The sequence below is a fragment of the Micromonospora qiuiae genome (genome assembly GCF_016863555.1).
GTDB classification, from domain to species: Bacteria; Actinomycetota; Actinomycetes; order Mycobacteriales; family Micromonosporaceae; genus Micromonospora; species Micromonospora qiuiae.
The window spans coordinates 73,967-94,276 of the sequence record NZ_BOPC01000031.1; the positions used below are offsets into that span (position 1 = coordinate 73,967).

Below are 20,310 nucleotides of genomic sequence, written 5' to 3' on the forward strand. Positions count from 1 at the left end.
ATAAATCCAACGCAGCCCCACCCCCTCCCCGGTGGGATCAGCGGGGGTGGCGGTTTGCTCGGAGGGCGTCCAGGATCACGCGGGGGCGGGCCAGCGTATTGGGGTGCGCCCGCATGGAGACCACGTCGCTGAAGCGGCGGGCGGTGGTCACGTCCGTGACGGTCGCCGCGACGATCTGGCGGCTGATCCAACTGGAAAGCCGGTAGCCGCGCGGGTAGGGACCGTTGACGTGCGGCAGCGCCAGGTCGGCGGAGGTCGACATGGACCAGGCGGCGTCGACCACGACCTGCTGAAGGGCGAGGAACTCGCGCGCGGGCCGCGCCGACTCCGGCCCCGAGCGCAGGTAGGTCGACAGGCAGGCCGCGTGCAGGGCCGCCGCGGTGATCCCCTGCCCGTACACGGGGTTGAACGACGCGACCGCGTCGCCGACCGGGACCAACCCGGCGGGGAAGCGGTTCAGCGCGTGGAAGTCACGCCGCCGGCTGTCGGCGTGGTGGTAGGTCCGGACCTCGCCGAGCATCTCGCCTCCGGCGACCTCGCCGAACTCCGGCGGGAACTGCTCCCGCAGCCGTCGGACGAAGTCCTCGGCCGTGTGCCCGGGGCGGTGGTTCGCGTAACCGGCCATCATCGCCATCCAGCGGCCGTCCTCGATGGCGAAGAAAGCGGCACCGGCGACGTCCGACGAGAGCTGCGGACTGTTCAACGCCAGGACCACGGTGTGCTCCGGGTTCGCGACACGGCGGCGGAACAGCGCCGTCGCGTAGTTCAGGTGCACGGTCATCCGCCGCATCGCGGGCCGCTGCCAGCCCGCCTGCTCCAGCCAGTCGGAGAGCCGGCTCGACCGGCCCATCGCGTCCACCACGAAATCCGCGTTCTCGACGCCGGGCGCCCCACCGACGTCGTACCGGACCCCGGTGGTCGCCGCACCGTCGAACACGAGACCCGTGGCGCGGGCGGTGACGGTCTTGACGTTGGGCAGTCGAAGCACCTGCTGGCGGATCAGGCCCTCCAGCAGCGGGCGACTGCCGGCCAGGCTCTCGGCGTCGTCCGGCACCGTCACCTTCAGCCGGCCGTCGAGGTAGTTGCGTTGCGCCGCCGGGGGAACCTCGACCGCCCCCTGGGCCAGGGCCTGCTCACGGAAGCCGGGGAACATGCGCTCGAGTTGACGGAAGCCACCGGGCAGCAGCGCGTGCAGTTGCGTCCCCTGGGGTACGCCGGGCCGCTGCCCGGTCACCCGCAGGTCATCGCGGTCGATCACCACGACGGACTCCGCGTGGTCGGACAGCGCCCGGGCAGCCAGCAACCCCGCGATGCTGCCACCCATCACGACGGCCTTGCCCAGCATCGGGGACGACTGGGCGGGGTACCGCACCGCGTTCAGCACGGCGAAGACCCGGGCCGGGGCGAGGGACATCGAGCTCTCCAAAGGGGTGCGAGGGTCGGTCGCCTGACCGCTGACATCGACGGACGGAGACGGGTGGGCGGGACCGGGCGGTCGGCATGACGCTCAACGATCGTTGCACGGGCAGGGCACGCCACCCCGCACACCTACGGTGTCCACGTCACGACAGTCCGTGCAACGATCGGGCCGCAACCGGTGGCGGGACCGGCCGCAGTCGCGGTGCCGCTACCATCGCCCGATGCAACTGCGCGGCACGATCGGCCCGGACCGCCCGCTCCTCGTCCTGGCGCTCGCGGAGGAGGCCGCCCACCTCGATTCGCGTCTCCCGGTGCTGCTCACCGGCATGGGAAAGATCAACGCGGCAGTCGCCGTCGCGGCGGTGCTGGCCCGCGGTGCGCTGCCGGCGGTGGTGGTGAACCTCGGCACGGCCGGTGCGCTGCACTCCGGCTGGACCGGTACCCACGAGGTGGGCAGCGTCATCCAACACGACCTGGACACCGAGTTCATCCGCCGGCTGACCGGGCAGACCGTCGGGGCGCCGCTGGCCCTGGCCGACACCGGCCCGGTGCTCGCCACCGGTGACCAGTTCATCGCCGACGACGCGGCCCGCGCCGCGCTGGCCGCACGCGCCCAACTGGTGGACATGGAGGGCTACGCCGTGGCCTCGACGGCGCGCCGGTTCGGCGTACCGGTCCGCCTGGTCAAGCAGATCAGCGACGAGGCCGGCGCCGGGGCCGGCCGCACCTGGCAGGAGTCGGTGGACGACTGCGCGCGGCTGCTCGCCGGGTGGGTCGCCGACCATCTCTGACGATCGGGTACGCGAGAAAGCCGGACCGGCTTTCATCCAATGAAAACAGGCCTCCCCGCCGGCGACGCCCCCAGGCCATGATCTGCACCACAACGTCGCTCACCATCGGGAGGTTCGGTCGGCATGCCCTTCGCACGTGATCAGTGGTACGTGGCGGCCTACGGCAGCGAGGTCGGGCGGGAACTGCTAGCCCGTACGGTGCTGGGTGAGCCGCTGGTCCTCTACCGCACCGAGGCGGGGGAGGCGGTGGCGCTCGCGGACCGCTGCGTGCACCGGCGGTACCCGCTGTCGGAGAGCCGGCTCGAGGGCGACACCATCGTCTGCGGCTACCACGGTTTCACCTACGACCAGACGGGCACCTGCGTCTTCGTCCCGGGTCAGCAGCGCATCCCGCGTACCGCCCGGGTGGCCTCGTATCCCGTGGTGGAGCAGGACTCCTTCGTCTGGGTGTGGATCGGCGATCGGGAACGGGCCGACCCCACCAGCATCCCCCGCGCGCCCTGGCTGGACGATCCGGCCTACACGGTGGTGCGCGGGATGGCACCGCTCAACGCGCGGTACCAACTGCTGGTGGACAACCTCATGGACCTGTCCCACGAGACCTACCTGCACGGTGGCTACATCGGCACGCCGGAGGTGGCGAACACGCCGATCACCACTGAGGTGGACGAGGAGAAGGGCATCGTCTACGTCAGCCGGCACATGGACGACGCGGAGTGCCCGCCGTTCTACGCCCGCTCCACCGGCATCCAGGGCCGGATCACCCGGTGGCAGGACATCGAGTTCCACCCGCCCTGCCTCTACCTGCTGCACAGCCGGATCGCGCCGCAGGGCGTCTATCCGCCGGCGGAGGGCCCGGACAGCGACGCCTTCCACGCCGAGATCGTCTACGCCATCACCCCGTCGACCGAGAACACCACGTACGACTTCTGGGCCGTGGCGCGTGACTTCGCGATCGATGACGAGTCGGTCAGCGAGTACCTGTACCAGAGCAACCACACCGTGGTCATGCAGGACGTCACCGCGTTGAACCTCCTGGAGCAGGTGATCGCCGCCGAGCCGGACAAGTACCAGGAGCTCAGCATCAACATCGACACCGGCGGTCTGGCCGCCCGACGCCTGCTGGCCCGCATGATCGGGTCGGGGGCGGTGGGAGCGCCGCAGTGAACCGCCCCATGCTCACCGGCGACCGGGTCTACCGGATCCACTGGATGCCGGGCACCGACATCCTGCGCGGGGTCTGCCACTGCGGCGCCGAGCGCACCGCCGAGGAGCCCGTCGAGTTGTGGGAGTGGCTGCTCGCCCACCCGCAGGGCCACCAGGCCCCGACCGCGTCCACCCCGGCGCCGCAGCGGCTCGCGGTGCCGGCGTGACCGGGGACAGCCTGGCCGGGGTGGAGCTGGTGGTGACCGGCCGGGAGCAGGTGGCGGCCGAGGTCGTCGCGCTCACCCTGGCCCGCCCGGACGGCGGCGACCTGCCCGAGTGGGCCCCGGGCGCGCACGTCGACCTGGAGTTGGGCCCCGGTCTGGTGCGGCAGTACTCCCTCTGCGGTGACCCGGCGGAGCGCACCACGCTGCGGATCGCGGTCCAGCGGGAGCCGGACGGGCGCGGCGGCTCCCGGTTCGTGCACGACCGGCTCACCACCGGCGCGACCGTCCGGGTACGCGGGCCACGCAACAACTTCCGGCTGGTCGCGGCAGAGCGTTACCTCTTCATTGCCGGTGGCATCGGGATCACCCCGCTGCGGCCCATGGTCGCAGCCGCCGACGCCGCCGGCGCCGACTGGCGGCTGGTGTACGGGGGACGCAGCCGCGCCAGCATGGCCTTCGCCGAGGCCCTGCGCGACAAGTACGGCGACCGGGTCGGCCTGTATCCGCAGGACGAGACCGGATTGCTCGACCTGGCCGGGTTGCTGGGGCGGCCCGGCACCGGTCTCGTCTACTGCTGTGGCCCGGAAGCGCTGATCAGCGCAGTGGAGGAGCGCTGCCGCAGCTGGCCCTCCGGCTGCCTGCACGTGGAGCGCTTCACGCCGACGGACGCCACCGGCGGTGAGCAGACGACGATCGAGGTCGAGCTGGCACTCTCCGGACGGACGGTGACCGTACCGCCGGGCACGCCGATCCTGGACGCGGTGGAACAGGCCGGCGTGCAGGTGCTCTCCTCCTGCCGGGAGGGCACCTGCGGCACCTGCGAGACCACCGTGCTCGCCGGCGAGCCGGAGCACCGCGACAGCCTGCTCACCGAGCAGGAGCGGGCCGCGGGCGACACCATGATGATCTGTGTCTCCCGGGCCCGGACGCCCCGGCTGGTCCTGGAACTGTGACCGACCGGCGCGGGTGGGGATGATGGCAGGGTGGGCACGCAACCAGGTCGGTCGGTCACCAGCAAGGTGCTGGCGCTGCTGGACGCGTTCTCCCCTGCCACCCCGGCGCTGACCCTGAGCGAGCTGGCCCGGCGGGCCGAGCTGCCGCTGCCCACCGCGCACCGGCGGGTGGCGGAGCTGGTCGCGTGGGGAGCGCTGGAACGCGGCGACGACGGTCGGTACCGGATCGGCCTGCGGCTGTGGGAGGTGGGGTCGCTCGCACCGAGGGGCCTGGGACTGCGCGAGCTGGCCCTGCCGATCATGGAAGACCTGTACGAGGTCACCCACGAGAACGTCCAGCTCGCCGTTCGGCAGGATCTCGAACTCGTCTTCATCGAACGGATCGCCGGGCGGCGCGCAGTTCCCGTGCTCACCCGGGTCGGCGGTCGCTTCGCGCTGCACGCCACCGGAGTGGGGCTCGTCCTGCTCGCCTACGCGCCGACCGAGGTGCAGGAGCGGGTGCTGGCCGCGCCGCTGGAGCGGTACACCGAGTTGACCGTCACCGACCCGGTGCGGCTGCGCCGGCGTCTCGCCGAGGTGCGCCGCGTCGGGTACGCGATGAGCGACCGCCAGGTCACGATGGACGCCCTCTCGATCGCCGCGCCGATCCGCGCGCCGGAGGGGGTGGTGGCGGCGATCTCACTGGTCGTCGCCCACGATCGGGCGGACCCGGTGGCCCTGGCGCCGCTGGTCCAGGCCGCAGGACGGGTGCTCTCCCGGGCGCTCGGCACGTACCGGCAACCAACGGGTCGGGTGCCGCTACGGTCTCGCCACGAGAGGCAGTAAATTCATCCGGGTGCCCGTTGCCCGCCATGCACGTTCGCTGCCCGCTCACCCTTGGCCGCTCGTGATCGGCACCGGGTCATGCTGGTCATGAACGAGGGCGACTCGATCGCACCGGCGGACGGGTCGGCGGCGGTCGGGCGGGCCCGGGCGCAGCGGCTGCTGGTGACCCTGCTCGGCGACTACGGGCACCCCGGGCGGTCACCGCTGCCGTCCGGCGGCCTGGTCGCGGTGCTGGCCGAGTTCGGCATCGCGCCCGCCAACGCCCGCGCCACCCTCAGCCGGCTGACCCAGCGCGGGATGCTCGAACGGACAAAGGAGGGCCGGCGCACCAGCTACCGGCTGACCGAGTCGGCGTCCCACATCCTCCGGCGCGGTGCCCGGCGCATCTTCGCCACCACCGACGAGAACGCCTGGGACGGCTGCTGGACGCTGATCGCGTTCACGTTGCCACTCGACGACGCCAACCAGCGCCGGCTGCTGCGGGCCCGACTGCGCTGGCTGACGTTCTGGCCGCTGTACGACGCCACCTGGGTCAGCCCGCACGACCGGTACGACGAGGTTCGCGAACAGCTGAGCGAACTCGGGGTAAACGACGCGGTGGTGCTCCGCTCCACCGACTTCGACCTGCTGCCGAGCGGCCGGGCCCGGCTCGAGGCCGCCTGGCGGATCGACGAGTTGGCCGCCGGCTACCGGGCGTTCCTGGAGCAATACCACGACCTGGCCGAGCGGGCCGCCGCCGGTGAGGTGGCACCGGCGCAGGCACTCGTCCGGCGCACCGAGATGGTCAACGACTGGCGTGCCCTGGTCGGCGACGATCCCGACCTGCCGGCCATGTTCCTGCCGGCCACCTTTCCCCGCGCTCGGGCGCGGGCGATGTTCCTGCGCACCTCTGCGGCGCTGGCCCGGTCGGCACAGACCCGCTTCGAGGAACTCGTCCAGACTCCCGACCGGCCCTGAGTGCGTCAGTCGCTGCCCGCCAAGACGGCGGCCGATCTCGCATCTGCCCCAGATACATTGCAGAATCGTTGACGCTTGATCAGATTTCGCATTATGTTCCTCCTACGCCTGCATCCCAGGTGGTCCAGCCGCCGTTCCCGGCTGAAAGGGGCCCGCCCGCCATGCACCCTTCTCAACTCAGAGCGCGAGCACCACGACGACCCCTGAAGGTGGCCCTGGCCACGTTCGTCGTCACCGCACTGATCGGCGGCGCAGCGGCGCCGGCCATGGCCGTACCGCCGGCGAACGCGGGCATCGACCGTACGTTCGACGTGGAGATCGTCTCGACCCGTGCGGACATGGTCAGTGGCGGCGACGCGTTGGTCCGCATCGGCGTACCACGCAACGTCCCGCCGCACCAGGTGAAGGTCCACCTCGACGGCCGCAACCTCACCGGCCGGTTCCGCCCGGTCGGTGACGGCCGGACACTGCTCGGTCTCGTGGACGACCTGGCGCTGGGCGACAACACGCTCGAGATCCGTTCCAACGGGCTCGGGCAGGGCCGCCCCCGCGCCGACGTCACGCTGGTGAACCACCCCGCCGAGGGTCCGGTTTTTTCCGGGCCGCACATCCCGCTCTTCTGCACCGCCTCGGGCAGCCCCTGGAACCTCGGGCCGGTCGACGGCAACTGCCACGTGGCAGCGCCGCGCGTGACGTACCAGTACCGCACCACCACCGGTAGCTTCGCCGCCCTGCCCGACGGCCCCCTGCCCGCCAACCTGGCCACCACCACCACGAGCGACGGCCGAACGGTCCCGTACATCGTGCGGGTCGAGCGCGGCACCATCAACCGGGCGGTCTACGAGATCGCGCTGCTGCACGAGCCGGGCACTCCGGTCCCCGACCCGTGGACGACCACCCCCGGCTGGAACGACCGGCTGGTCTACACCTTCGGCGGCGCCTGCGGCATCGGGTACACGCAGGCCACGAGCACCGGTGGGGTCATGGACCACACCCTGCTCAGCCGCGGCTACGCGGTGGCCAGTTCGACCTTCAACGTCTTCGCCAACAACTGCAACGACGTCACGTCCGCCGAGACCGCCATGATGGTCAAGGAGCACTTCATCGAGACGTACGGCGTCCCCGACTTCACCATGGGTTGGGGCGGTTCGGCCGGCACGATGCAGCAGTTGCTGATCTCCAACGCCTACCCCGGCATCCTCGACGGCGTCATCGGCCAGATCGGCTACCCGGACGAGCGCTCCACGACGATCAGCGGCCACGAGTGCCGGTTCATCAGCCAGGCCGCCTCCGCCGCCGGGCTGTCGACCGCCCAGCGCACCGCGGTGGGCGGCTTCGGCAGCCCGAGCACCTGCGACGGCTACCAGTTCTTCGACAGCGTCGACTGGCCCACCAGCTGCCCGAACCACGTCCCGGCGGCCTTGCGGTACCACCCGGTCGACAATCCGACCGGCATCCGTTGCGCCATGGCCGACTTCATCTCCAACGTGTACGGCGTGGACCCGGTCACCGGCGCCGGCCGGCCGATCATCCCGGACACCGTCGGCGTGCAGTACGGCCTGCTGACCCTCGAGTCGGGTGAGCTCACCCCCGAGCAGTTCGTCCGGCTCAACGAGGGCATCGGCGGCCTCGACGTCGAGGGCAACCGCACGCCGCAGCGCACCTCTGCGAACGTCGACGCGATCAAGGTGGCGTACGAGACCGGCCGGCTCAACCAGTTCGACGGTGGCCTGCGGTGGACGCCGATCATCGAGACCCGCGGCTACACCGACCCCTCCGGCGACTTCCACGACCGCTTCCGCTCCTGGACCATGCGGGAGCGGATCATCGCGGCCAACGGCAACGCCGACAACCACATCAGCATCACCGCCGCGTCGGGTGCCGCCGCCACGAGGGCCCAGAACGAGGCGCTGGAGAGCATGGAGGCGTGGCTGACCGCTCGGACCGCGCTGGCCGCGGCCCGTCCGGAGCTGGACGAGGTGGCGCTGACCCGGCTGTCCCGGCCCAAGCAGGTCGCCGATGGCTGCATTCCGGCCGACGGCGACCGGATCGTGGAGAAGCTGTCCCTGGATCCGGCCGCGGAGTGCAATCAGCTCTTCCCGTTCTACCGCAACCCGCGCGTGATCGCGGGCGGGCCGACCAGCTCCGCCGTGCTCAAGTGCCAGCTTCAGCCGCTGGACCGCTCGGCGTACTCAGTGACCTTCACCAATGAACAGTGGCAGCGCCTGCAGGCGGTCTTCCCCGGCGGCGTCTGCGACTGGTCGAAGCCCGGTGTCGGCCAGGTGCCGCTGGCGAACACCTGGATCCGCTGGCCCGCCGACGGCCCGCAGGGCCCACCGGAGCTGCCCGTGGCGGTGACCGCGCAGGCGCGCTGCGTCGCCGGCAAGGCGTACGTCGCGGTGCAGGCCCGCAACGACCATGACGCGCCGCTGGACATCGTCCTGGAGACCGCGTACGGCGAGCGGTCGGTGGCGAGCGTGGCCCCGGGCGCGAACGCCTTCCAGCAGTTCGCCACCCGCACGGCCGCGGTCGAGGCCGGCACGGCGACCGTACGCGCCAGCGGATCGATCGACGGCCGGGACGTGACCAGCGTCTTCACCGCCGAATACCCCGGCGTCGACTGCGCCGGCTGACCGCTGTCTCCACCCATGCCCGTGACCGGGCGGCGCCACGGGGCGCCGCCCGGTCATCGGTTTCAGTCGGGGAAGGCCAGCAGCCGGAGCAGTTCAGCCAGGCGTTCGTGGTCCTCGGGCGTCACGGTGGCGAGCAGGCCCAGCTCCACGGCGCGCGCGGACTCCTGTGCCCGGGCGAACAGGTCCCGACCGGCGTCGGTGGCGACGAGGACGTTGGCGCGCCGGTCGGTGGGGTCGGTCTGGCGCTCGATGAGCTGACGTTTTTCCAGCCCGTCGACGAGGGCGACGACCTGGCTCGGATCCAGGCGCAGGAACTCGGCGAGTTCGCGCTGGGTGGGGCGGGCGTCGTCGGCGGCCAGCGCGAGCACAGAATAGGACCGGGCTTTCAGTCCGTGCTGCGCGAGGACGGCGTTTGCCGCCGCGAGCGTCAGCGCGTTGGCGCGGGCGAGCAGGAAGATCAAATCCCCGCCGAGCACACTGTCCCGCAGGCTCTCCTGCCCCGTCGGCCGGGTCTTCTCCCTAGGGGACATGGCGACGATGGTAGCAAGCTTCACAAATAATTGACATTTTCAACGGTTCATGCTCAGATCGGCTGGACACGAAGGAGTTCCAATGTCTCTGGACGGCAAAGTCGCCATCGTCACCGGGTCCGGACGGGGCCTCGGCCTCGCCTACGCGCAGGAGCTCGCCCGACGGGGCGCGTCCGTCGTGGTCAACGACGTCGATGCGCAGACCGCGGCCGACGCCGTCGCGGCGATCCAGGCGGTCGGCGGGCAGGCCGTCGCGGTGGTCGCCCCGGTCGGCCCGACCGAGACCGCCAAGCAGCTGGTCAGCGCTGCCGTCGAGAGCTTCGGGCGGCTCGACATCCTGGTCACCAACGCCGGTGTCCTGCGCGACACCGTGTTGTGGAAAATGAGCGACGACGACTTCGACACCGTCATCAACGTGCATCTACGCGGCACCTTCACCACAGTACGCGAAGCGGTGCTGCACATGCGGGCGGCCGGCGAGGGCGGGCGGATCATCTGCATCGGCTCCCCCACCGGCCAGCGTGGCAACTTCGGTCAGACCAACTACGCGGCGGCCAAGGCGGGCATCGTCGGCATGGTGCGCACCTGGGCGCTCGAACTCAAGCGCGCGGGCATCACCGCCAACACCGTCGTACCCGTCGCCGCGACCGCCATGACCGCGACGGTCCCCTACTTCGCCGCCGCCGTGCAGGCCGAGGCGAACGGCGAGCCGGTGCCGGCGTTCTTCCGGCATGATCTCGGCTTCGGCACGGCCGACGACGTCGCCGGGCTCATCGCGTTCCTCGGCTCCGACGCGGCCGCTGAGGTGACCGGTCAGGTGATCGGGGTGGGCGGCGACCGCATCCAGATCTGGACCCACCCGGAGGCGGCGCTCTCCGCGTACCACGAGGGCGGCTGGAGCTACGACGCACTCGTCGAGGCGTGGCCGACGCAGTTCGCCGGCGCGTTGCAGAGCGTCGGCGAGCGCTTCCCGGAGCTGCCCGAGGAGTTCAAGACCGCGGCCTCCTGATCCACGGACGAAGGTTTCCCGACCATGTACCAGCCCGCCATCGACCTCGCCGCCCTGACGGCGATCGACATGCACGTGCACATCGAGGTCGACGACCACGGCCACCACTCGCTGCCCGACGATCTCGTGGCGGCCGCGTCGAAGTACTTCAAGACCGACGGACCACGCCCGGCGATCGAGGCGGTCGCGCAGTACTACCGGGAGCGCCGGATGGCGGCGGTCGTCTTCACCGTGGACGCGCGTACCCAACTGGCGCACCCGCCGCTGTCCAGCGTCGATCTCGCCCGCGCCGCGGCCGAGCACGCCGACGTCCTCATCCCCTTCGGGTCGGTCGACCCTCGTACCGGAGCGGCGGCGGTCGAACTCGCCGCCCGCCTGATCGAGGACGAAGGGGTACGCGGCTTCAAGTTCCATCCCACCGTGCAGGGGTTCGACCCGAGCCGTGAGGAGTACGCGCCCCTGTGGGACCTGCTCCAGACCGCGGGCGTGCCGGCGCTGTTCCACACCGGGCAGACCGGCATCGGCGCCGGGATGCCCGGGGGTTACGGCTTCCGGTTGGGACTGTCGAACCCGATGCTGCTCGACCCCATCGCGGCGGAGTTCCCACGGCTGCAGATCATCATGGCGCACCCCTCCGTGCCCTGGCAGGACGAGGCGCTGTCGGTGGCGACGCACAAACACAACACCTGGATCGACCTGTCCGGCTGGAGCCCGAAGTACTTCCCCGCCTCGCTGGTGCGCTACGCCAACTCCATGCTGAAGCACCGGGTCCTCTTCGGCACGGACTTCCCGTTGCTCACCCCCGACCGCTGGCTGCGCGACGTGGAGAGCACCGACCTCAAGCCCGAGGTGCTCCCGGGCATCCTGAAGGACAACGCCGCCCGCCTACTAGGGCTGGCGGACGCGGTCGAATCCGATTGACGACAACGGGAGACAGCCCATGACCACCACCATCACCTACGACCAGCTCGCCGACCTCGCCGGTACCGACCTCGGCCACACCGAGTACCGGACGGTCACCCAGGACCAGGTGAATCTGTTCGCCGACGCCACCGACGACCACCAGTGGATCCACGTCGACCCCGAGCGGGCCAAGGACGGCCCCTTCGGCGCACCGATCGCGCACGGCTTCCTCACCCTCTCCCTCGCCGTCCCCTTCTGGACGGAGCTGCTCGAGGTCAAGGGCGTGTCGACGAAGGTGAACTACGGCCTCGACAAGGTGCGTTTCCCGGCCCCCGTCACGGTCGGGTCGCGGGTACGCATGCAGGCCACCGTCGCCGAGGTGGTCGAGGTACGCGGCGGCTACCAGATCACGGTCGACCAGACCATCGAGATCGAGGGGGGCGCCAAGCCCGCCGTCGTCGCGCGCGGCCTGTACCGCTTCTACGCCTGAGCGCGCCCTGGCCGCTGGCACCACCGCCGCCACCAGCAGGAGATCGAGATGCACCACCCCGGAATCGGCGCCTGGATGACCAAGCGCCGGCTGAAGTCGGCCGACAAGACCGCGCTCATCCACGGCGAGTCGACCGTGACGTACGGACAGTTGGCCGACGGCGCGGATCGCGTCTCGGCGCTGCTGCGGCAGCACGGCGTGGGCAAGGGTGACGCGGTCGCCTATCTCGGCGAGAACAGCCCCGAATTCCTAAAGGTGATGTTCGGGGCCGCGCAGCTGGGTGCCGTCTTCGTCCCGGTCAACACCCGGCTCGCGCCGCCCGAGATCGCCCACGTGCTGACCGACTCCGCCGCACGGGTGCTGATCCACGATCCCGAGTTCGCCGAGCGTGTGGCCAACGCCATGGGCGCGGCCACGACGGTGCACATCCTCGTCACCGGCGAGGGCACGGCGGAGCGCCCGGGGCTCGACCAGCTGCTGCGTACGGCGACCGTGCAGCGCCTCGACGTCGCGCTGCGCCCCGACGATCCCGCGGCGATCGTCTACACCTCGGGCACCACGGGCAAGGCCAAGGGCGCTGTGCTGACCCACGGAAACCTCACCTGGGTCGCGCTGAACTGCATCGTCGACTACGACGTCGTCTCGACCGACGTCGCGCTCATGATCTCGCCGCTCTTCCACGTCGCCTCGCTCGGCATGGGCGCACTGCCGATCATCCTCAAGGGCGCCACCATGGTGCTGGAGAAGGGGTTCGAGCCGGGGCGGGCGCTGGCCCAGATCCAGCGGCACGGGGTCACCATGCTCAGTGGTGTGCCGACCACGTACCAGCTCATGGCCGACCACCCCGACTGGGCCACCACCGACCTCTCCACGCTGACCAAGCTCACCTGCGGGGGCTCGGCGGTGCCCGTACGCATCCTCAACGCGTACGAGGAACGCGGTTTGTCGTTCTCCCAGGGCTACGGCATGACGGAGGCTTCACCGAGCGCGACGGCGCTGCCGCCCGCGATGACCCGCCGGAAACAGGGCAGCGTGGGCCTGCCGCACTTCTTCACCGACGTGCGGATCGCCGACTCCACCGGCGCGGCGGCTCCGGCCGGCACCATCGGCGAGATCGAGATCGCCGGGCCGAACGTCTTCCCGGGTTATCACGGACTGCCGACGGAAACGGCGGCCGCGTTCACGGCGGACGGCTGGTACCGCTCGGGAGACCTCGGCTACCTCGACGCCGACGGCTATCTCTACATCTCCGGCCGACTCAAGGACATGATCATCTCGGGCGGTGAGAACATCTATCCCCCGGAGATCGAACGCCTGCTCAACGAGCTGGACGGGGTGACCGGGGCGGCGGTCATCGGAGTTCCCGACGCGCGCTGGGGCGAGGTGCCGTGGGCGATCCTGACCGTACGGGAGGGCGTCGCCGTCGACACCGAGACCGTACGGGAGTTCCTCGACGGCAAGATCGCCCGCTACAAGCTGCCGAAGAACGTCGTCATCGTGGATGAGCTGCCGCGCACCGCGTCAGGGAAGGTACGCAAGACCGATCTCCGAGCCCGGTTCGGCGCCTAGTCGTTCGCCGGAATGGCTCGACGGACAGCAATACTCATCGACAGCGGTTGATGCCCGGAAGCATCGGTGCAATACTCATGGAAGCGCTCCCACCCACCACCCGTCTTGAGCGCTGAACGGAGGATCCACCGTGCGTACACCCGAGCTCCACCAGCAGTCCGGCCGGCGATCCCGGTCGGCCGTCCGCCGTCCCGTCCGAGCGCTCGTGCTGCTCTTCGCGCTGATGGCCGGCATGGTGACCTGGACCGGCACCGCCCAGGCCCACGGCACCATCGTCAACCCGGCATCCCGCGCCTACCAGTGCTGGAAGGACTGGGGCAGCAACCACATGAGCCCGACCATGCAGCAGCAGGACCCCATGTGTTACCGGGCGTTCCAGGCGAACCCCGACACCATGTGGAACTGGATGAGCGCGCTGCGGGACGGCCTTGGCGGGCAGTTCCAGGCCCGCACCCCGGACGGACAGCTGTGCAGCAACGCCCTGTCCCGCAACAACACGCTGAACCAGCCCGGGGCGTGGAAGACGACCAACGTCAGCCGCAACTTCACCGTCCAGCTGTACGACCAGGCCAGCCACGGTGCCGACTACTTCCGGGTCTACGTCAGCAAGCAGGGGTTCAACCCCACCACTCAGCAGCTCGGGTGGGGAAACCTCGACTTCATCACGCAGACCGGACGGTACGCGCCGGCCCAGAACATCTCGTTCAACATCTCGACCTCCGGCTACACCGGACACCACATTCTCTTCGTCATCTGGCAGGCCTCGCACATGGACCAGGCCTACATGTGGTGCAGTGATGTGAACTTCGTCTGATCGGCAGGATCGACCAGTCGTAGCACCACTCCGGCCCAGGGCACAAGCGCCCTGGGCCGGAGGCGTTGTCCTGTTCGGTCAACCGGCGTCCGTAATGGACGGCTGCGTACGGCGCAGCGACTGATACGGCCTGGCCGCGCCGCGCGTGACCTGCGCGGTGAACTCGGCAGCGGATTCCTCGGCCAACTGCTCGTGCATCCGCCGGTAGACCTCCGCCGACCGCGTGGCGGGCCACTGCGCGTCCATGAACTCGCGCGGCAGTCGCGGATCGGCGCGCAGCAGCGCGAGCCAGTCCGCCACCAGCATCGTCCGCACGGTCAACGCGCTCGGCGCCAGCGACGCCGCGGCCGGGCCGTCCCACATCTCGATGAAGGCGAGATGTTCGCGCCGGATCGCCTCGATGTCCCAGGCCGCGCGGACGCTCTCGCCGATCGCGAACCCCGGCAACTCGCGCGCGTGGAAGGCGACGACCGCGTGGGATGAGAGATCCTGGCGCAACGGTCCCAGCGACCCGGCAAGGTCGACCTCACCGGGCGCCAGCCACAGGCCGTCGCGGATCGGCGCGAAGCCCTCCCAGGTGAGGGTCGAGCGCAACCGGTGACGAAGCATCCGCTGGTTCTCCGGGATCGAGAAGGTGACCAGCGTCCATCCCGTCCCCTGCGGGTCGAAGGGTCGTGGTCCGCGCACCCGATGCGTCGCCTCGCGCAGCACCGCCGTGCCGTGCTCGGTCAGCGAGAACAGGATCTCCCGGCCCCTCCTGCTGCGCGCGAGCATGCCGCTGTGCACCAGCCGGTCGAGGGTCGCCCGGGTGGCCGGGGCGGCTACCCCGGCGCCTTCGAGCACGCCGATCAGCGTGCTCGCCCGAATCGGTCCGACGGGGGCATCCACCACGTGCTCACCGAAGAATGCGAGCAACAGTTGCTTCGGCGGACGCCTACGCACAGCTCTCCTCTCGATGAATCCGTCGTCGAGACGATCAGTGCGCCGGTTGCGCAGCGACCGCGTCCCCACGCTTGGCCCGCTGAATCTGGTCGTAGACGTGGGTCCGCAGTTCAGTGAAACGAGGCAGGGCCCGGGTAGTGATCTGGTCACGCTCCGCCGGCAGGTCGACCGCGAGGTCCTCCTGCACCCAGGTCGGCGACTTCGACAACACCAGGACACGTTCTCCCAGGTAGACCGACTCGTCGATGTCGTGGGTGACGAAGAGGATGGACATGTTGCGGGTGGCGTGCAGCTCCCGCACGAGGTCCTCCAGATCCGCGCGGGTCTGGGCGTCCACCGCGGCGAACGGCTCGTCCATGATCATGACCTCGGGTTGGTACGCGATGGCCCGCGCGATCGCCACCCGCTGCTGCATACCACCGGAAAGCTGCCACGGGTGGCTGCGTGCCGCGTGCCCCAGACCCACCGCCTCCAGGGCATCGGTGACGAGCTTCTCCCGCTCGGCGCGGGAGAGCTTCTTGTGACGCAGCGGAAGTTCGACGTTTCCACGGACCGTCAACCAGGGGTAGAGGCTACGGCCGTACTCCTGGAACACCACGGCCATGGCGGGGCTCGGCCCGGTCACCGGCGAGCCGTGCATCTCGACCAGACCGCTGGTGGGTCGCAGCAGACCGGCGAGGCATTTCAGCAGGGTGGTCTTGCCGCAGCCCGACGGGCCGACGATGCAGACAAGCTCACCGGCGTGCATGGTGAAGTTGATGTCACCGATGGCCTCGACCGGTCCGTTGGCGGATTCGTAAACCTTCCGCAGGCGCTCCACCCGCAGCAGAGTGCTCCGATCAAGCACGGGAAACCTCCCTGAGTCCGTGGTACCAGCGCAGCACGCGCCGTTCGACGAGGCCGAAAGCTACGGCGAGAAAGACACCGACGAGACCGAGCAGGAGAACCCCGCTCCACATCTCAGCGATGAGGTAGTTCCGTTGGAAATAGGCGATCCGGTAGCCGAGGCCGGAGGACGAGGCGAACATCTCCGAGATCACCATAAGGATGAGGGCGACCGAGAGTCCTTGCCGGACCCCCGCCATGATCCGCGGGCTCGCCGCCGGGAGCACCAGGAACCGGAGCCGTTCCCACCAGGTCAACCGGAAGGAGTTCGCGGTCTCGGTCATGACACTGTCGGTTGCCCGGACGCCCTCAATGGTGTTCAGCAGGATCGGCCAGATCGCGCCGGAGACGATGACGACGACCTTCATCGTGTCGGTGATGCCGATCAGCAGCATCACGACGGGGATCAGCACCGGCGGCGGGATGGCGCGGAAGAACTCCAGCAACGGCTCAAGGAGTTCACGCAGCCAGCGGACCAGGCCGATGACCGTGCCGGCGGCGACGCCGACGACGATCGACGCCAGGATGCCGAGACCGAGCCGGTACAGGCTCGGCAGCACGTCCTCGACGAACGCGGGGCCGATCCAGGTGTCCACGAAGGCTCTGAAGATCGTGAGCGGATCGGGGAAGAAGCGGTTCGTCGACCTGGTCGCCGCGACGGCCCAGACGACCAGGAGCAGGAACGGCAACCCGAAGGCGTAGAGGAAGCTTCCGACGATGCGGGACCCGACTCCACGCCCTCGCCGTGTCATGGTGATGCGGCTGGTCTGCGCGGTCACAGGACCTCCTCCCCGCGGACGGACTGGTGCCAGGACAGCGAGCGACGCTCGATGAAGCGGAAGACGATGTTCACCAGCAGCCCGAGCAGGCCGGTGACCACCACGAAGGCGTACAGGCCGACAGCGTCACCGGCCGATCGGGAAAGCTCGATCATGCGTCCGAGACCGGGATTGCCGATCACCATCTCCGCGGTGATGGCGAGGATCAGGGCCACCGCCGCGGCGAGTCGGAGGCCCGTCATGACGTACGGCAGCGCGGTCGGCATCACCAGGTGCGACAACCGCTCGCGGCGGGTGAGACCGAAGCTTCGGGCGGTGTCGCGGGCAACCGCGTCGATGTCCGCCACACCGTAGATCACCTGCACGAAGACCTGCCAGAACGACGCGTAGATGATGATCACCAGCGCGGCCTGCCGCTGGATACCGAACATCAGCACGGCGAGGGGGATGAGGGCGACCGACGGGATCGGCCGCAGGAACTCGACCATCGTGTGGGTCGCGCGCCGCAGGAACGGCACCATGCCGATGATCGTGCCCAGCACGACCGCGGCCAGCGTCGCCACCGCCAGGCCGATCCCCCACGCCGTGAGGGTGGATCCCAGCCGACGCCAGAAGGCGAGGTCGCGGGACTCCTCGGACAGCCGAGCGGCAACGTCCGTCACGTACGGCAGGTACTGCGAGTTGATCAGGCCTAGCGTCGGGATCAGCTGCCAGACAGCGAGGAAAGCGGCAAGACCGACGACGCCCAGCAACGCTTTGCGTGCCGCGCGCAGGCCCCGGGTGGATGGCGGGCGCAAATTAACTCCCATGGTCAATCTGTGGCGACGCCCTCCCCGGCCGGCGAGACCGGGGAGGGCGTAGGGGTACCAGCCGGCTACCGCTGCTGGACGAGGCGGTCGAGGTTGGGCTGCTTGTCGAGCACCTTGTACTTCTGGGCGAGCTCGGCGAGCGCCTGCAGGCTGCCCCGGTCAAGGTCCCAGCTGAAGACGGGCAGCTTCACCGAGTCCGCGACCGGTTCCGGGAGCTGCAGGTTGTCCTTGATCGCCTGGCGGACGGCCGTCTCGTTGGCGGAGTCCTCCGCCCAGGTGAGCGTCTCCTTCATCGCCGCCGTGAAGTCGTCGACCAGCTTGGCGTCGGACTCCGCCTTCTTCGTCGTGGTGAACGTGGTGAGGGTGGTCAGGCCGGGCACGACCGCCTGGTAGGGCGCGACGATGAAGGTGTCGCCGCGGCTCTTCAGCTGCGTGACGAAGGGTTCCGGCACCCAGGCGGCGTCGATGTTGCCGGCCTCGAGCTGGGCCGGCGCGTCGGGGAAGCCGACCTCGACGAACTTGATCGTGGACGGGTCACCGCCGTCCTTCTCCACTGCGGCCATGATCGTCACGTCGCCGGCCGCGCCCAGGCTGTTGACCGACACCCGCTTGCCCGCGAGCTCGGCGGGCCGTTTGATGCCGGACTTCGCCGACGCCACGACGGCGTTGATGTCGTCACCCTCCGCGTACGAAGAGGCGTAGTTACCGATCACCACGACGCCGAGGTCCTGCAGGTCGGCCCGGAACGGACCGAACGGCTGACCGATGGCGAAGTCGATGTCGCCGTTGATCAGAGCGGGAATGGCCTGCGCGCCACCCTGGGCGGGCAGCACCTCGACCTCAAGCCCGTGTTTGGCGAAAAGGCCCGCCTTGATGCCGCCCCACAGCGCGGCGGTCTCGGTGATGGGCAGCGCCGCAACCCGGACCTTGCGCAGCTCGCCGTCGGTCTGACCAGACGACGACGCATCGGAATCAGTACATCCAGTGAGGGCGATCGCGGTGGCGGCGATCAGCCCGAGAGCCATGACCTTCTTCATTGACTAGGCCCTTCCTGGGGCAGAGGGGAGTCGGTGCGTCGAACCGGCGGATGCCTCGGATCTGCAGTGTGGTGTCGGGCACGCCGCTGTGTCGTTGGTCATGGTTCGTCACGGGAGGCAATATGTCAAGAAATTCTGACGCCCGTCATGGATCAGTTGAATAACGCTGGCCGGACGGAGGATGCCGGTCATCGAAGGAGGTCGCCCACGACGCGGTCGTCGGCGACGGAATCGCAGGTCAGCTGGGCTGCGACGCATCGACCGGCCCGATCTCCTACGAGCGATTTGGCCCCGACATCGCGGGCCGCCATCACCGGGACGTCGAACGGGCGCCGCCGGATTCGAGCAACCCTATCGAAAGATTCTGATCCTGGCGCGACCACGTCCCCGTGGGCACTCAGCCGACGGGAAGGGTCGACTCGCGCATCACGATGCGGCCGGGGAACTTCTCCGAACCGGGCACGGCGCCGCCGATGGCGGCGAAGAGTCGCTGGCCGGCCACCGCGCCGAGGTGTTTGAGGTTCATGTCGATGCTGGTCAGGCGGGGACGGGAGTCGGCGGCGATGGCCTCCCAGTTGTCGAAACCGATCACGGCCGTGCTACGCGGCACGTCGCGTCCAAGGTCGCGCAGCGTGTCGAGCACCCCGCGAGCGATCTGGTCACTGCCGCAGAAGATCGCGTCGGTCTCGGGATGCTGCTCGACGAGCATGTGGGCTGCGGCCCGACCCCACGACTCGTCCCAGGAGCCGAAGTACGGCCGGTCGCCGATCAATCCCAGGCCGGCGTCGGCGAGCGCCGCCGCCGCGCCCTCGGCCCGGTCCCGTGCCGCTTGGAAGCCGGCGTCACCGGTGATGTGGGCGATGTTGCGCCGGCCGCAGGCCAGCAGGTGCTCGATCGCGAGCCGTCCGCCGCCCACGTTGTCAACCGTGATCGAAATGTCGTCCGGGTTCGCCGAGGGGTCGTAGACGTACACGACCGGCACCGGAATGTTGCCGGCCAGCGGCGGGCGTGGGTCGGTGCGGGAGCCCACCACGATCAGGCCGTCCACCCGGCGGGACAGCAGCGCCCGTACGTGATGCTGTTCCCGGATCGCGTCGCCGCGCGCGTCGCACAGGAAGACCGAGACCTGCCCCGCCCCGAAGGCGTCCTCCACGCCCATCAGGATGGGAATCGAGAATCGCCCCTCCAGGTCGCTGGTCAGCAGGCCCACCGTACCGGTCCGGCCACTGAGCAGCCCACGGGCCAACGCGTTCGGCGCGAAGGAGAGCAGTTCCGCGGCCTCCAGCACGCGGACCCGGGTGGCCGCCCGGACCTCGCCGCGCCCGTTGATCGCCTTTGAGGCGGTGGCCACCGACACCCCGGCGAGCCGGGCGACGTCGGTGAGCGTGGGCGGCCGATTGGTGGGCACCTCGGGCTCGGTGCTCATGCGGTGCTCCCTCCCCGGCGACCGGCATGGGTGACGCGGCGACAGGCCGTCTCCGGAGTGAGCTGAGCACTCCTGACGGAATCCATAAAGCCTTTTCGGCCGAGTTTCGACGAAGGTGGCGAGCCGGTGGCGCCCCGTCGAGCCTCTTGCCTGGACCGAACACTACACC

The 20,310-nt window shown here is 69.9% G+C and carries 20 protein-coding genes; 12 read left to right on the top strand and 8 right to left on the bottom strand.

The window, feature by feature from the left end:
• Positions 1-37: 37 nt before the first annotated feature.
• Positions 38-1,414: an FAD-dependent oxidoreductase gene (locus Vqi01_RS12510; RefSeq protein WP_204034918.1), complete on the bottom strand. Its 1,377-nt coding sequence runs from the start codon at positions 1,412-1,414 to the stop codon at positions 38-40.
• Positions 1,415-1,640: 226 nt separating this feature from the next.
• Here Vqi01_RS12510 and Vqi01_RS12515 point away from each other — a divergent pair, with 226 nt between their 5' ends.
• The 7 genes from Vqi01_RS12515 (at position 1,641) to Vqi01_RS12545 (ending at position 8,948) form a co-directional block, all read left to right on the top strand.
• Complete coding sequence (locus Vqi01_RS12515) at positions 1,641-2,210, top strand: nucleosidase (protein ID WP_204034919.1); 570 nt, start codon at positions 1,641-1,643, stop codon at positions 2,208-2,210.
• A 123-nt stretch (positions 2,211-2,333) separates the two neighbouring features.
• The gene (locus Vqi01_RS12520; protein WP_204034920.1) at positions 2,334-3,377 is read left to right on the top strand and encodes an aromatic ring-hydroxylating dioxygenase subunit alpha; all 1,044 of its coding nucleotides are present in this window, start codon (positions 2,334-2,336) and stop codon (positions 3,375-3,377) included.
• Complete coding sequence (locus Vqi01_RS12525) at positions 3,374-3,583, top strand: hypothetical protein (RefSeq protein WP_204034921.1); 210 nt, start codon at positions 3,374-3,376, stop codon at positions 3,581-3,583. Before Vqi01_RS12520 ends, Vqi01_RS12525 begins: the two co-directional genes overlap by 4 nt.
• Positions 3,580-4,533, top strand: a complete 954-nt coding sequence (locus Vqi01_RS12530) for a PDR/VanB family oxidoreductase (RefSeq protein ID WP_307825088.1) — start codon at positions 3,580-3,582, stop codon at positions 4,531-4,533. The genes Vqi01_RS12525 and Vqi01_RS12530 overlap by 4 nt, the downstream gene beginning before the upstream one ends.
• 30 nt (positions 4,534-4,563) lie before the next feature.
• Positions 4,564-5,358: an IclR family transcriptional regulator gene (locus tag Vqi01_RS12535; protein WP_204034922.1), complete on the top strand. Its 795-nt coding sequence runs from the start codon at positions 4,564-4,566 to the stop codon at positions 5,356-5,358.
• Positions 5,359-5,445: 87 nt separating this feature from the next.
• Positions 5,446-6,315 carry a PaaX family transcriptional regulator gene (locus Vqi01_RS12540; RefSeq protein ID WP_204034923.1) on the top strand — a complete coding sequence of 290 codons (870 nt, stop codon included), beginning with the start codon at positions 5,446-5,448 and terminating at the stop codon, positions 6,313-6,315.
• Positions 6,316-6,524: 209 nt separating this feature from the next.
• Positions 6,525-8,948, top strand: a complete 2,424-nt coding sequence (locus Vqi01_RS12545; RefSeq protein ID WP_204034924.1) for a DUF6351 family protein — start codon at positions 6,525-6,527, stop codon at positions 8,946-8,948.
• A 62-nt stretch (positions 8,949-9,010) separates the two neighbouring features.
• Here Vqi01_RS12545 and Vqi01_RS12550 read toward each other — a convergent pair whose 3' ends face one another.
• Positions 9,011-9,478, bottom strand: a complete 468-nt coding sequence (locus Vqi01_RS12550; protein ID WP_204034925.1) for a MarR family winged helix-turn-helix transcriptional regulator — start codon at positions 9,476-9,478, stop codon at positions 9,011-9,013.
• A gap of 82 nt (positions 9,479-9,560) precedes the next feature.
• Here Vqi01_RS12550 and Vqi01_RS12555 point away from each other — a divergent pair, with 82 nt between their 5' ends.
• The 5 genes from Vqi01_RS12555 (at position 9,561) to Vqi01_RS12575 (ending at position 14,263) form a co-directional block, all read left to right on the top strand.
• Positions 9,561-10,487, top strand: a complete 927-nt coding sequence (locus Vqi01_RS12555; protein WP_204034926.1) for an SDR family oxidoreductase — start codon at positions 9,561-9,563, stop codon at positions 10,485-10,487.
• A gap of 24 nt (positions 10,488-10,511) precedes the next feature.
• A complete protein-coding gene (locus Vqi01_RS12560; RefSeq protein WP_204034927.1) occupies positions 10,512-11,408 on the top strand; it encodes an amidohydrolase family protein in 897 nt (298 codons plus the stop codon).
• A gap of 19 nt (positions 11,409-11,427) precedes the next feature.
• The gene (locus Vqi01_RS12565) at positions 11,428-11,880 is read left to right on the top strand and encodes a MaoC family dehydratase (protein WP_204034928.1); all 453 of its coding nucleotides are present in this window, start codon (positions 11,428-11,430) and stop codon (positions 11,878-11,880) included.
• A 48-nt stretch (positions 11,881-11,928) separates the two neighbouring features.
• On the top strand, positions 11,929-13,449 hold the full coding sequence (locus Vqi01_RS12570; RefSeq protein WP_239098355.1) for an acyl-CoA synthetase: 1,521 nt from the start codon (positions 11,929-11,931) through the stop codon (positions 13,447-13,449).
• Positions 13,450-13,579: 130 nt separating this feature from the next.
• Positions 13,580-14,263, top strand: a complete 684-nt coding sequence (locus Vqi01_RS12575; protein ID WP_204034929.1) for a lytic polysaccharide monooxygenase auxiliary activity family 9 protein — start codon at positions 13,580-13,582, stop codon at positions 14,261-14,263.
• A gap of 78 nt (positions 14,264-14,341) precedes the next feature.
• Here the strand turns inward: Vqi01_RS12575 and Vqi01_RS12580 are convergent, their stop codons facing one another.
• The 6 genes from Vqi01_RS12580 to Vqi01_RS12605 form a co-directional block, all read right to left on the bottom strand.
• Entirely contained in the window at positions 14,342-15,205 is an 864-nt protein-coding gene (locus Vqi01_RS12580; protein ID WP_204034930.1) for a PaaX family transcriptional regulator, read from the bottom strand.
• 34 nt (positions 15,206-15,239) lie between these two features.
• Positions 15,240-16,052, bottom strand: coding sequence for an ABC transporter ATP-binding protein (locus Vqi01_RS12585; protein WP_204034931.1), 813 nt, complete (start codon positions 16,050-16,052; stop codon positions 15,240-15,242).
• Positions 16,045-16,869 (bottom strand): ABC transporter permease, encoded by an 825-nt coding sequence (locus Vqi01_RS12590; RefSeq protein WP_239098356.1) that lies wholly within the window; start codon positions 16,867-16,869, stop codon positions 16,045-16,047. Before Vqi01_RS12590 ends, Vqi01_RS12585 begins: the two co-directional genes overlap by 8 nt.
• Positions 16,866-17,666, bottom strand: coding sequence for an ABC transporter permease (locus tag Vqi01_RS12595; protein WP_239098357.1), 801 nt, complete (start codon positions 17,664-17,666; stop codon positions 16,866-16,868). The genes Vqi01_RS12590 and Vqi01_RS12595 overlap by 4 nt, the downstream gene beginning before the upstream one ends.
• A 77-nt stretch (positions 17,667-17,743) precedes the next feature.
• Positions 17,744-18,715, bottom strand: a complete 972-nt coding sequence (locus tag Vqi01_RS12600; protein ID WP_204034933.1) for an ABC transporter substrate-binding protein — start codon at positions 18,713-18,715, stop codon at positions 17,744-17,746.
• A gap of 397 nt (positions 18,716-19,112) precedes the next feature.
• Positions 19,113-20,141: a LacI family DNA-binding transcriptional regulator gene (locus tag Vqi01_RS12605; RefSeq protein WP_204034934.1), complete on the bottom strand. Its 1,029-nt coding sequence runs from the start codon at positions 20,139-20,141 to the stop codon at positions 19,113-19,115.
• Between the last annotated feature and the right edge of the window lie 169 nt (positions 20,142-20,310).